Source organism: Streptomyces mobaraensis NBRC 13819 = DSM 40847, assembly GCF_017916255.1.
Lineage (GTDB): Bacteria > Actinomycetota > Actinomycetes > Streptomycetales > Streptomycetaceae > Streptomyces > Streptomyces mobaraensis.
Genome location: NZ_CP072827.1, coordinates 3,038,011 through 3,051,644, shown reverse-complemented (window position 1 = coordinate 3,051,644; position 13,634 = coordinate 3,038,011). Strand labels below are relative to the sequence as shown.

General features: G+C 73.4%; 6 protein-coding genes. 5 read left to right on the top strand and 1 reads right to left on the bottom strand.

Annotated elements, in window-relative coordinates:
• The first annotated feature begins 3 nt into the window (after positions 1–3).
• Positions 4–2,808, top strand: a complete 2,805-nt coding sequence (locus J7W19_RS12760) for an SUKH-4 family immunity protein (RefSeq protein WP_210455446.1) — start codon at positions 4–6, stop codon at positions 2,806–2,808.
• 195 nt (positions 2,809–3,003) lie between these two features.
• Positions 3,004–3,906, top strand: a complete 903-nt coding sequence (locus J7W19_RS12755; protein WP_040892118.1) for a coiled-coil domain-containing protein — start codon at positions 3,004–3,006, stop codon at positions 3,904–3,906.
• A gap of 59 nt (positions 3,907–3,965) precedes the next feature.
• On the opposite strand, the gene J7W19_RS12750 is transcribed toward J7W19_RS12755, so the two are convergent.
• Positions 3,966–5,783: a lytic transglycosylase domain-containing protein gene (locus tag J7W19_RS12750; RefSeq protein WP_004952595.1), complete on the bottom strand. Its 1,818-nt coding sequence runs from the start codon at positions 5,781–5,783 to the stop codon at positions 3,966–3,968.
• A gap of 530 nt (positions 5,784–6,313) precedes the next feature.
• Here J7W19_RS12750 and J7W19_RS12745 point away from each other — a divergent pair.
• The 3 genes from J7W19_RS12745 (at position 6,314) to mfd (ending at position 13,605) form a co-directional block, all read left to right on the top strand.
• Entirely contained in the window at positions 6,314–7,078 is a 765-nt protein-coding gene (locus J7W19_RS12745; protein ID WP_004952593.1) for an ABC transporter ATP-binding protein, read from the top strand.
• Positions 7,075–9,639: an ABC transporter permease gene (locus J7W19_RS12740; protein ID WP_004952592.1), complete on the top strand. Its 2,565-nt coding sequence runs from the start codon at positions 7,075–7,077 to the stop codon at positions 9,637–9,639. Before J7W19_RS12745 ends, J7W19_RS12740 begins: the two co-directional genes overlap by 4 nt.
• Before the next feature lie 438 nt (positions 9,640–10,077).
• Complete coding sequence (gene mfd / locus J7W19_RS12735) at positions 10,078–13,605, top strand: transcription-repair coupling factor (protein ID WP_004948963.1); 3,528 nt, start codon at positions 10,078–10,080, stop codon at positions 13,603–13,605.
• Positions 13,606–13,634 lie beyond the last annotated feature (29 nt).

The window sequence follows — 13,634 nt, the reverse complement described above, 5'->3', positions numbered from 1 at the left end:
GCGGTGGTGACGTTCGCGCAGGCTCAGGAGCGCGCGGAGCGCTGGGTCAACGGCGACGTTCCGGCGTATCTGCACCGCGAGGTGAAGGTGCGCGAGTTCGACCTGGGCTTCGTCGCCTGGGCCGAGGACCGCGAGGGCGTGGCCGCCACGGACGGCGCCCGCTCGCGGCTGGTGATCGCGCGCGACAGCGGGGAGACCACGCTGTGGCCCGGGTTGCCGGTCGGCGAGGTGATCCGGCGGTACGAGGAGGAGTACGGCACCGCGGCCGAGCCGGCCCCGGTGGCGGACGAGCCGCCGCGGCGGGTGGACCTGAACGCGACGTCGTTCCTGCTGAGCCCGCCGCAGTGGCTCCAGGACGCGGCGGACGCGATGGGCATCCCGGACCGCAAGCGGGAACGGGAGGCGGAAGGCGCCTCCGCGCCGGGACGGGACCGGGAGGGCGTGCCGGCGCCGCGGACCGGCTCCGCGGGCTCGGGTGACACGTCGGGCGGGGCGGGCGCCACGGGTGCGTCGGGTACGTCCGCTGCGACGGGTGCGTCTGGCGGTATGTCCGGCGGTACGTCCGGTGGGGGCTCCGCCGGTGCGGCGGGATCGAGCGGGCCGACGTCGAGCGCGCCCGGGGGGACGGGCTCCGGGGCGACCGCTCCCTCTTCCACGGCAGGCGGTACGCCTGAGGCGCTCGGTACGCCCGAGGCGCTCGGCACGTCCGATGCCTCCGTCCCGGGCGAGGCGCCGGGTCGGGCCGTGCCCGCTTCCGCGGCCCCGGCCACCCCCTCTTCTCCCTCTCCGGCGCCGGCCCCCGAGCCCATCTGGGCGGGCGCCGACGTCTCGGCGCGCGGGGACGACGACGACACCGGGAACCTCCCCGCGACCGTCCTCGCGCCCGCGCTCTCCGGTTCGGACGCCGACGACACGCCTCCGCCGGGTGTGCGGCCGGACGCGAAGACCGAGCTGATGCCCGGGGGCAGTTCGCTGCCGCGAACGCGGCTGGCCCCCGCGATCGAGGAGCCCGGGGGCCCGGGCTCGGGTCCGGGTCCGGTGCCGGGTGCCCCGGCCGTACCGCCGGCCGCGCCCGGCCCCGTCGTCCCGCCGCAGACCGCGCCCGCGCCGCACGCGGCCCAGGCGCCGCACGCACCGCACGTGCCGCCTGCGAGCCCGGCCACGCCGCCGCCCGCTCCGTCGGTCACCCCCAACACCCCGGCGGGTGCGGGTGGTTCGGCCGCCTATGCGGCGACGATGCTCGCGACACCGGGTACGCCCGGGATGCCTGGTGCTCCCGGTGCCCCGGCGGGCCCTGGTGTCCCGTCCGCCCCCCGCGCGGCCCCGTCCGCTCCGGGCGTCCCGCCCGTCCCGGGCGCGCCTGCGGCCCCCGGCGCCGCTTCCGTACCGCCCGCGCCGCCGGGGACACCGCCCGCCGCGCCCGGGACGCCGCCGGGCGGCGTGCCCGCCGCCGCGACGATGCTCGCCGGGCCGAACGTGCCGGGGGCGCCGAACGCGCCCGCCGCACCGGGAGCCCCCGGCGCCCCCGGAACCCCGGCCGCACCGAACTCCCCCGGCGCACCGGGTGGTTCCACGCCCCCGGGCGCCCCGGGAGGCCCCGGCGCGCATCCGCCGGCCGCCCCCGGTACCCCGGGCGCCGCGCCCGGCGCCGCAGCGCCGGCCCCGCACGCTCCCGGGGCGCCCGCGGCCCCGGGCGCCCCGGCGGGCGGCGTGCACGCCGCGGCGACGATGCTCGCGAGCCCCGGCGCGCCGGGCGTTCCGCCGGTGCCCAACGCCCCCCAGCCGCCCGGCGGTTACGGCTACCCGCAGCCGCCGGCCGGCGTCCCGACCGTCGGCCCCGGCTATATGGCCGTGCTCCGCTACCGTGCCCAGGACGGCTCGGAGCAGCAGGTCATCCGGCGCAGCGCGCCGGGCACCCCGCACCCGGAGTGGCAGATCCTGCACGAGCTGCGGTCGCTGAACGTTCCGCCGCAGCAGGTGCTGGAGCTCCACACCGAGCTGGAGTCCTGCGACCTGCCGGGCGGTTACTGCGCCCGGATGGTCCGCGAGACCTGGCCGCAGGTGCGCATCAGCCACACCGCGGCGTACGGCAGCGACCACGCCGGCCGCCAGCAGGGCGTACGCCACCTGCTGGAGCACCAGGGCGAGCTGCACCAGGTCGCCGGCGCCCCCGCCCGGCCGGCTCCGAACCGGGTGCCGCTGCCGCAGCCGCACCAGGTGCGCCCGGCCCCGCCGCTCGCGGCCGAGGGCATCGCGCAGGAACTGCTGGAATCCTTCGGTCCGCAGGGCGTCTTCCGCTTCGACCAGCGCGCCGTGTCCCGGCAGGGCGTGCCGGACGTGGTGGCGCAGACGCTGGTGTGGGCGGGGCTGCCGGCGGACTTCGGGCCGTTCTTCTGGGCGCAGGCCCAGCCGGGCCGCCCGGTGCCGACGCTCGCGGAGCTGGCGGTCGAGCGCGGGGTGCGGCCGGCGTCGGACGCCGGTTCGTACCTGGTGATGGGCAGTGACTTCGGCCGGCAGCTCTGCGTCCAGTACGGGACGGCGCACATCGTGGCCGTCCCGCTGGAGGCGGGGCCCGACGGCCGACCGGCGGCACCGCAGTTCGTCAACACGAGCCTTCCTCAGTTCGTACGCTCTTTGGCGTTGCTCGGGCGCATGTGGCGCTGGCGCTACGGCTTGACGCCGGAGCAGGCGGGGCGCTGGACCGTGGACTTCCAGGACCAGATCGCCGCGCTGGACCCGGTGGCCTTCTCCTCGCCGGAGAACTGGTGGGCGGTGCTGCTGGAGCAGATGTGGGACGGTCTCTTCTAGCGGCCGGCCGGGATTCGACGGCGGCAGGGCGCTCGGCCCCGCGCACGGGGGACCGGGCGCTCTGCGCTGCCGGTCGGCGCATCCTTGACAGAACAACCAGGCGGAGTGTCGTGTTTTGGGCACTTCCCTCGTGCGGGAATGATGTGCGCCTGACCGCGTCGCAGACCGGGTTTCCGGATATAAGGGGCTACAAGCATGAGTGCATCGGTGTCACCTGACGGTTTCACTGTCGTACGAGGCCGCGGCTACCGGCCTGACCAGGTTGAGCGCGCCCTCGCCGAGTTCGCGCGGCAGCGCGACACCTCCTGGGAGCGCGCGGCGCGGCTCACCGTCCTCGCGCGGGAGATGGAGGACGAGGTCCAGCGCCTCCGGCAGGTGGTGGCCCAGCTCCCCCCGCAGACGTACGAGACGCTGGGGCCGCGCGCCCAGGGCCTGATCGCCACCGCCGAGGCGGAGGCGCTGGGCCTGCGGGAGCGCACCGAGGCCGAGGCCGCCGAGATGCACGACGCGGCGGGCGCCTACGCCCGCAAGGTCCGCGACGCCGCCCACGAGTACCAGGTCGAGGTGCGGTCGGAGGCCGAGGAGTGGGCCCGGCAGGCGCAACTCGCGGCCCAGACGGTCGCGGACGAACTCCGCGCGACGGCCCGCCAGGACGCCAAGCAGTGGCGCGCGGACGCCGAGGCGGCCCTGCAGGAGATGCGCGAGCGCACCGCCGAGATGCTCGCCGACCAGGAGAAGGAGCACGCCGAGCGCTGGGACCAGGCGGGCCGCGAGGACGCCGAGCGCGAGGCCGCGCTGGACGCGCGGGTGGCCGCGATGGAGGAGTACGCGCGGTCGACGCTCAACGAGGCGCAGCGCCGCTACGCGGACGCCGAGGAGGCGGCGCGGCACGGCCAGGAGGACGCGGAGGCGCAGGCCGCCTCACTGATCGCGCAGGCCCGGGTACGGGAGGAGCGGATCGCCCGGGAGACGGAACGGGTCCTCCGGGAGCACGAGGAACGGCGCGAGGAATTGCGATCGCACATGGCCCACGTACGCCACAGCCTCGCCGCCCTGACCGGCAAGCCGGTGGCGGAGGATCCGGCGCTGGGCGACTGAGCGGCCGTACGTCCCGTCCTCCGCGGGGTGGGGCGGACGGGACGTACGGGTCGGGTGCGTCAGCCCTTCGTACGGGTGGCCTTGGGACTCGGGCTTGAGCCGGCGCTCGGGGTGGCCGGGGCCTTCTTCGGTACGCCCTTCGCGCCCTTGTCTCCCTTGCCGGTGCTCTTGTCGCTGGGCGTGCCCGATCCACTGGGCTCGCCGGGCTTGGGGGTGACGATCAGTTTCAGTGAAAGCCGGACATCGTTCTCGGTGGTGAGGAGCAGGGTGAAGGTGCCCTTCCTGCCGTCGGCGACGAGCGTCTTCAGATCCACCCTGCCGTCGTCGCCCGTGGTGAACGTCCACGTACGGGGCCGCTTGTCGCCGTCCTTGAAGTACGGACCGGTCTTCGCCACCTTGTCGCCCTCGAGAACGGTCGCCGTGAACTTCACGTTGGCCAGCGGCTCGCCGTCGGCGTCGGCCTCGATGGTGATCGGGTCGAAGGGGTCACCCGCGTTTGCCGACAGAGGGGTGTTGCCGATTCGGACGATCTTGTCCGCCTGAGGAGGCTTCGGTTTCGTGACGACCGCGGTGAAGTCGACGTGCGTACTGCTCCGGTCGCCGATGGTCGCGCGGACCGTGTACGTCCCGGGGGTGTTGCCCGCGGTCAGGCCCTTTACGGTGACCAGGCCGTCCTTGCCGGTGGCGGCGGTGATGATCGGGCCGTCGGGGAAGCTCGGGCCGTCGTCTCCCATGACCTCGAACTGCACCCGGGTGCCCGTGACGGGCTTCCCGTCGGCGGTGAGCGCGCGCACCGTCAGGGGACCGAATTTCTGGCCGGCCTCCGCCGTCAGTTCCTTGTCGCTCCTGCGCTCCAGGCGGGACGCCGTGGGCTTGTGGTCCCCGGGCTTGCCCTTGTCCCCACCCGGCTTGTCCTTGTCACCCGGCTTGTTCTGGTCGGGCTTCGGCTTCGGGTTGGGCTTGGGCGTGCTCGGCGTCGTGTTCCCCGGCGTGGGCCGGGACGGCGTCGTGGGCACGGTCGGCACGGTGGGCACGGCCGGAATCGTCGGCAGGGTCGTGCCGCCCGGCGGCGACCCGACGGGCACGTCGGAGACGGCGCCCCCGCCGCCGTTCTGGTACGTGCGCATCCACGCGAGCACCGTGTTGAGGTAGTCGCGGGAGGAGTTGTAGCGCAGGACCGCCTTCTCGACGTCCGCCGGCTTGCTCAGGTCGAGGCCGCCGGCGCACAGGTAGCGGGCGGTGCCGGCCGCCGCGTCGAAGATGTTGTTGGGGTCCTTCTGGCCGGTTCCGCGTCCGTCGGCGGCGTACGCCTGCCAGGTGGACGGGATGAACTGCATCGGTCCGACGGCATGGTCGAACTGCCGGTCACCGTCGTACCGTCCGCCGTCCGTGTCGCGGACAAGCGCGAACTTCTCGCCCGTCAGGGGCGGGCCGATGATGGGCTTGGCGCTGGACCCGTCGGTGCGCAGGCCGCCGCCCATGCCACCGTGGTCGGACTCCACCTTGCCGATGCCCGCGATGAGTTCCCAGGGCACGTGGCAGTCCGGCCACTGTTCCTTGGCGATTTTCTCGGCGTTCTTGTAGGCGGCCAGGGCGGTCGCGGGGATGCCGGTGGCCTTGTCCGGTCCGCCGTCGGGAGTGCCGGGGCCCGGCGCTCCGGGGGTGCCCGGCGGGGGGACGAGGTCGGGCAGGGCGAGGTTGGGGGAGCCATGCGGCAGTCTCTGCGGGTTGCCGGGCCCGGGGGCGGGGTCACCGGCGTCCGCCGCGTTGTGCGGCGGGCTGGCGCCCACCGCCGCGGTGGTGAGGCTGGCGACGAGCAGAGCAGTGCACAGTCCCTGTCGGGAGACGCTGGCAGCGCGCGTACGAAGTATCTTCACCTGGGCTGCTTCCTTGGGAGACCGGCGGCCGGGCGCAGGGGAGGCTGTCGGACGCCCCCCTCGGCCATAGACCCGAACACTAATTCCCTCAAGCCCCAATTGTCTTGCCCCGGGACGGGCTTCACGGTTTCTTCGCGACGCGTTCCCTCGGAAGGGAGGGCAGTTCGGCCGTTTCACCCGCGCACCGTCGGCTCACGGCGCCCGGAAGAGGGCATTCCGATTCTGCACGACCCTGAGAAGCGGCCCGTCTTGGGGGGTGCGTCCCCTAGGGGTCGGCCCCTACGTCCCCACCGGTGGCGCTCGTCCCGCAGCAGGAGGAGGGGCGGCCCTCCCGCTCCCTAGGCTCGTCGTACGGCGGCCGGCAGGAGGGCCGGGGTGGGGCTGGCCCCACCACCGGAACACCTCTCCGCCCCATCGCGGCGCCCGCCGTGGAACGACAGGCTGGTGCAGGTCCGGAGGGTTCCACCGGACGGACCCCGGACGAAGCAGAATCAGGAGACCCCACTGTGAAGACGGCTGTATCGATTCCCATGACCGGGAGTGGCGGAGGACGGACGGCCGTCGCGGCGAGGGCGCGTCAGGTCCTCAAGGCGTACGGCTCGGGGGAGACCCGCGTCACCGCGCTGGACCACGTCGACGTGGACATCGCCCGCGGGCAGTTCACGGCCATCATGGGCCCGTCCGGGTCCGGCAAGTCGACCCTGATGCACTGTCTCGCCGGCCTCGACACGGTCACCTCCGGCGAGATCTGGATCGACGAGACCGAGATAACCCGGCTCAAGGACAAGAAGCTCACCCAGCTCCGCCGCGACCGGATCGGCTTTATCTTCCAGGCGTTCAACCTGCTGCCGACCCTCAACGCCCTCGAGAACATCACGCTCCCCATGGACATCGCCGGCCGCAAGCCGGACCGGGACTGGCTGAACCGGGTGGTGGAGACCGTCGGTCTGGCGGGACGCCTCAAGCACCGGCCCAACCAGCTCTCCGGCGGTCAGCAGCAGCGCGTCGCCGTGGCCCGCGCGCTCGCCGCCCGGCCCGAGATCATCTTCGGCGACGAGCCGACCGGCAACCTCGACTCGCGGGCCGGCGCCGAGGTGCTGGGCTTCCTCCGCCGCTCGGTGGACGAACTCGGCCAGACCATCGTGATGGTCACCCACGACGCCGTCGCCGCCTCCTACGCCGACCGCGTGCTCTACCTGGCGGACGGGCGGATCGTCGACGAGATGCACCAGCCCACCGCCGACATGGTCCTCGAGCGCATGAAGCACTTCGACGCCCGCGGGCGGGTCTCGTGACCGTCTTCAAGACCTCCCTGCGCAACCTCCTGGCCCACAAGGGCCGGATGGCGCTGTCCGCCGTGGCCGTGCTGCTGTCGGTGGCGTTCGTCTGCGGCACGCTGGTGTTCACGGACACCATGAACGCGACGTTCGACAAGCTCTTCGCGGCCACCGCCTCCGACGTCTCGGTCACGCCCGAGAAGAAGGACGACGTCCAGCAGACCGGGAAGCCGCGGACCGTGCCCGCCTCGCTCCAGGGCAAGCTGGCCGCCGTGCCCGGCGTCGCCAGGGTCGAGCCCGAGGCGAGCAGTCAGCAGATCACCGTCGCGGACGCCCGCAACAAGGACATCGGCCCCGACTCCGGCGCCCCCACCGTGGGCACCAACTGGAGCGAGCGGCAGAAGAAGTCCGTCGAGATCACCAGTGGCCACGAGCCGCGCGGGGCCGCCGAGGCCGTCCTCGACTCCGACACCGCCGACAAGCGCGGCGTGCGGATCGGCGACACCCTCCGCGTCATCGCGGCCCCGGGCGACTTCCGCGTCCGCGTCGTCGGCCTCGCCACCTACAAGACCACCAACCCGGGCGCCGCGGTCGTCTACCTCGACACCCGCACCGCCCAGACCCGGCTGCTCGGCACCACCGGCGGGTACAGCGGCTTCGGGCTGACCGCCGCCCCCGGCGTCAGCGACGAGCAGCTCAAGGAACGCGTCACGGCGGCCGTCGGCCCGCGCCTGACGGTGCACACGGCCGCCGAGACGAAGAAGGAGAACAAGGAGGACTTCGGCTCCGTCCTCGACGTCATGAAGTACGCGCTGCTGGGCTTCGCCGGCATCGCCGTCCTCGTGGGCATCTTCCTGATCGTCAACACCTTCTCCATGCTGGTCGCCCAGCGCACCCGCGAGATCGGCCTGATGCGGGCCATCGGCGCCGGACGCCGCCAGATCAACCGGTCGGTGCTCGTCGAGGCGCTGATGCTCGGTGTCATCGGCTCGGTGCTGGGCATCGGCGGCGGCATCGGACTGGCCGTCGGCCTGATGGGGCTGATGGAGTCCGTCGGCATGAACCTGGACACCGGTGAACTGACGATCAAGGTCACCACCCCGCTCGTCGGCCTCGCCATCGGCGTGCTCGTCACCGTGTTCGCCGCCTACCTGCCCGCCCGCCGGGCCGGGAAGATCTCGCCGATGGCCGCCCTGCGCGACGCCGGCACCCCCGCCGACGGCCGCGCCGGCCGGGTGCGGGCCGGCATCGGGCTGGCGCTGACCGCCGCCGGCGCCGCCGCGCTGCTCGCCGCGGGCAACGCCGACCAGGCGTCCGCCGGCTCCGGGCTGCTCGGCATCGGCGTCCTGCTGACGCTCGTCGGGTTCGTGGTCGTCGGACCGCTGCTCGCCGGTTTCCTCGTCCGTGCCCTCGGCGCCGTCGTCCTCCGCGTCTTCGGCCCCGTCGGCCGGCTCGCCGAGCGCAACGCGCTGCGCAACCCGCGGCGCACCGGCGCCACCGGCTCCGCCCTGATGATCGGCCTCGCGCTGGTGGCCGCCCTGTCCGTGGTCGGCTCCTCGATGGTCGCCTCCGCCACCGACCAGCTGGACAAGTCCGTCGGAGCGGACTTCATCATCCAGGACGGCGGCGACAAGGCCCTGAGCCCGGCCGTGGAGAAGGCCGTCCTGTCGGCCCACGACATCGAGCACTTCAGCCGCTACTTCCACGTCACGGCCAAGGTCACCACTCCCGACGGGAAGACCGCCACGCAGCGGCTCACCGCCACCGACCCCACCTACGCCGACGACGTCCGGTCCGAGACCGTCCAGGGCCGGCTGAAGGACGCCTACGCCAAGGACGCCATGTCCGTGCCCGAGGGCTTCGCCAAGGACCACGGCATCCGGCGCGGCGACCGGCTGACCGTCACCATGATCGACGGCCGGACCGCCCGGCTCCGGGTCAACGCCGTCACCTCGGACGACACGTCGCTGGACAAGGGCGCGATGTACCTGGACATCGCCACCGCCCGGCGGTACCTGCCGGCGGGCGCGATGCCGCTGACCGGCATGATCCTCGCCAAGGCGAAGGACGGCCGGGCCACGGAGGCCGCCGCCTCCCTCAAGGCCGCCGTCGCCGAGTACCCGCAGGTCAAGGTGCGCGACCAGGCCGACTACAAGGCCATGATCAAGGACCAGGTCGGGCAGCTCCTCAACATCATCTACGGGCTGCTGGCCCTGGCGATCATCGTCGCGATCCTCGGCGTCGTGAACACCCTCGCCCTGTCGGTCGTCGAGCGGACCCGCGAGATCGGCCTGATGCGCGCCATCGGCCTCTCCCGCCGCCAGCTGCGCCGCATGATCCGCCTGGAGTCGGTGGTCATCGCCCTCTTCGGTGCCCTGCTGGGCCTCGGACTGGGCATGGGCTGGGGCACGACGGCCCAGAAGCTGCTGGCCCTGGAGGGCCTCGGCGTCCTGGACATCCCCTGGCCCACGATCGTCGCCGTCTTCCTCGGCTCCGCGGTGGTCGGCCTCCTGGCCGCCCTGATCCCGGCCTTCCGGGCAGGCCGGATGAACGTCCTCAACGCCATCGCCACGGACTGACCCCACCAGGGTCGCCAGGGCCCGGCCACGCCACGGGGGTGCGCGGCCGGGCCTGGCGCCGTAGTCAGCCCGTCCGGCGTTTGAGGGCAGCGCGCGAGCACCGGCCCACCCACCCCTGCCGCCCGCCCCCAGCCTGTCCGGCGTTTGAGGACAGCGCGCGAAGCGTGCTGCGGGGGCGCGGGGGCGCAGCCCCCGCAAGAAACGGGAAGGGGCGGGACAGGGGCAAGAATCCTTCCGAGGCCCGGCCGGGCCTCGGAAGCCCGGGGCGCTCACCCCGCCACCGGGGCGCGGGCCGCCCGCCACCCACCGGCCCGCGCTCGGCCGCACCCCGACGCCCCCACCCACCCCACCACCGCGTCGTACGCTGGAGACACACCCGGCTCGTCCCCCACGCGTCGGGCGATTCGTGTTGTCACCCTCCCGGGACGGAAGCCCCTCATGAGCCTGCACGGTCTGCTCGACGCCGTCGTCAACGATCCGGCGCTCGCCGAAGCGGTGAAGGCCGCGGGCGACGGCAACCGGCCGCACATCGACCTCGTCGGACCGCCCGCCGCCAGGCCGTTCACCATCGCCGCCCTGGCCCGCGCGGGCCGGCCCGTGCTGGCCGTCACCGCCACCGGGCGGGAGGCCGAGGACCTGGCCGCCGCCCTGCGCTCGCTGCTGCCGCCGGACGGCGTCGTCGAGTACCCGTCCTGGGAGACGCTGCCGCACGAGCGCCTTTCGCCGCGCTCCGACACCGTCGGCCGCCGGCTCGCCGTGCTCCGCCGGCTCGCCCACCCCAGCCCCGACGACCCGGCCGCCGGGCCCGTCAGCGTCGTCGTCGCGCCCATCCGGTCGGTGCTCCAGCCGCAGGTCAAGGGGCTCGGCGACCTGGAGCCCGTCAGCCTGCGCAGCGGGCGGAGCGCCGACCTCGGCGAGGTGACCGAGGCACTGGCCGCCGCCGCGTACGCCCGGGTCGAGCTGGTCGAGAAGCGCGGCGAGTTCGCCGTCCGCGGCGGCATCCTCGACGTCTTCCCGCCCACCGAGGAACACCCGCTGCGGGTGGAGTTCTGGGGCGACGACGTGGAGGAGATCCGCTACTTCAAGGTGGCCGACCAGCGGTCCCTGGAGGTGGCCGAGCACGGCCTCTGGGCGCCGCCCTGCCGCGAACTGCTGCTCACCGACGCCGTCCGGGAGCGGGCCGCCGCGCTCGCCGAGGACCACCCGGAGCTGGGCGAACTCCTCGGGAAGATCGCCGAGGGCATCGCCGTCGAGGGCATGGAGTCCCTCGCCCCGGTGCTGGTGGACGACATGGAGCTGCTGCTCGACGTCCTCCCGGCCGGCAGCATGGCGGTCGTCTGCGACCCGGAGCGGGTGCGGACCCGTGCCGCGGACCTCGTCGCCACCTCGCAGGAGTTCCTCCAGGCGTCCTGGGCCGCCACCGCGGGCGGCGGCGAGGCGCCCATCGACGTGGACGCCGCCTCGCTGTGGAGCATCGCCGACGTCCGCGACCACGCCCGCGAACTGGGCATGATGTGGTGGTCCGTCAGCCCCTTCGCCGCTGACGAGGACCTGGACAGCGACACCCTCACCTTGGGCATGAACGCCCCCGAGGCCTACCGCGGCGACACCGCCCGCGCCCTGGCCGACACCAAGGGCTGGCTGGCCGACGGCTGGCGGACGCTGTTCCTCACTGAGGGGCACGGCCCGGCCGCGCGGACGGTGGAGGTGCTGGGCAACGAGGGCATCCCGGCCCGGCTCGACGCCGCGCTCGACGACTTCTCCCCGGCCCTGGTGCATGTCTCCTGCGCGAGCCTGGACAGCGGTTTCGTCCACCCGGGACTGAAGATCGCCGTCCTCACCGAGACCGACCTCTCCGGCCAGAAGTCCGCGAGCAAGGACATGGGCCGGATGCCGGCCCGCCGCCGCAAGTCCATCGACCCGCTGACCCTCCAGGCGGGCGACTACATCGTCCACGAGCAGCACGGCGTCGGCCGCTACATCGAGATGGTGCAGCGCACCGTCCAGGGCGCCACCCGCGAGTACCTGCTCGTCGAGTACGCCCCCGCCAAGCGCGGCCAGCCCGGCGACCGCCTCTACATCCCCACCGACCAGCTGGAACAGGTCACCAAGTACGTGGGCGGCGAGGCGCCGACGCTGCACCGGCTCGGCGGCGCCGACTGGACCAAGACCAAGGCGCGCGCCAAGAAGGCCGTCAAGGAGATCGCGGCCGATCTGATCAAGCTCTACTCGGCGCGGATGGCCGCCCCCGGCCACTCCTTCGGCCCGGACACCCCCTGGCAGCGGGAGCTGGAGGACGCCTTCCCCTATGCCGAGACCCCGGACCAGCTCACCACCATCGCCGAGGTCAAGGAGGACATGGAGAAGTCCGTCCCCATGGACCGCCTGATCTGCGGCGACGTCGGCTACGGCAAGACGGAGATCGCGGTGCGGGCCGCCTTCAAGGCGGTACAGGACGGCAAGCAGGTGGCGGTGCTGGTGCCGACCACGCTGCTGGTGCAGCAGCACTTCGGCACCTTCTCGGAGCGGTACGCCCAGTTCCCCGTGGTGGTGAAGGCACTCTCCCGGTTCCAGACGGACACCGAGGCCAAGGCGGTGCTGGAGGGCCTGCGCGAGGGCTCGGTCGACGTCGTCATCGGCACCCACCGCCTCTTCTCGTCCGAGACCAAGTTCAAGGACCTGGGCCTGGTCATCGTCGACGAGGAGCAGCGCTTCGGCGTCGAGCACAAGGAACAGCTGAAGAAGCTGCGCGCCAACGTGGACGTCCTCACCATGTCCGCGACGCCGATCCCGCGCACGCTGGAGATGGCCGTCACCGGCATCCGCGAGATGTCCACGATCACCACTCCGCCGGAGGAGCGCCATCCGGTCCTCACCTTCGTCGGGCCCTACGACCCGAAGCAGATCGGCGCCGCCATCCGGCGCGAACTGCTCCGCGAGGGGCAGGTCTTCTACATCCACAACCGTGTCGAGTCCATCGACCGGGCCGCCGCCCGGCTGCGCGAGATCGTGCCCGAGGCGCGGATCGCCACCGCGCACGGGCAGATGTCGGAGTCCGCGCTGGAGCAGGTCGTGGTCGACTTCTGGGAGAAGAAGTTCGACGTGCTGGTCTCCACGACGATCGTGGAGTCCGGTATCGACATCTCCAACGCCAACACCCTCATCGTCGAGCGCGGCGACAACTTCGGTCTCTCCCAGCTCCACCAGCTCCGCGGCCGCGTCGGCCGCAGCCGCGAGCGCGGGTACGCCTACTTCCTGTACCCGCCGGAGAAGCCGCTCACCGAGACCGCCCACGAGCGGCTGGCCACCATCGCCCAGCACACCGAGATGGGCGCCGGCATGTACGTGGCGATGAAGGACCTGGAGATCCGCGGCGCCGGCAACCTGCTGGGCGGCGAGCAGTCCGGGCACATCGCCGGCGTCGGCTTCGACCTCTACATCCGCATGGTGGGCGAGGCGGTGGCGGACTACCGCGCCTCCTTGGAGGCCGGTGGCGCGGAGGAGCCGCCGCCGCTCGAGGTCAAGATCGAACTGCCGGTGGACGCGCACGTTCCGCACGACTACGCGCCGGGCGAGCGGCTGCGCCTCCAGGCGTACCGCGCCATCGCCTCCGCCAACAGCGAGGAGGACATCAAGGCCGTCCGCGAGGAGCTGACCGACCGCTACGGCAAGCTCCCCGAGCCGGTGGAGAACCTGCTGCTGGTCGCGGGCCTGCGCATGCTCGCCCGGGCCTGCGGGGTCACGGACATCACCCTGCAGGGATCCAATGTCCGTTTCGGCCCGGTCGAGTTGCGCGAGTCGCAGGAGCTGCGGCTCAAGCGGCTCTACCCGCGCACGGTCATGAAGCCCGCCAACCGGCAGATCCTCGTGCCCCGGCCCGCCACCCGCCCCATCGGCGGCAAGCCACTGGTCGGACGGGAACTGCTGGCCTGGACCGGGGAGTTCCTCACGACCATCCTCGGCTGACCGGCTCCTCGGGGGACGGGCGCCTCAGG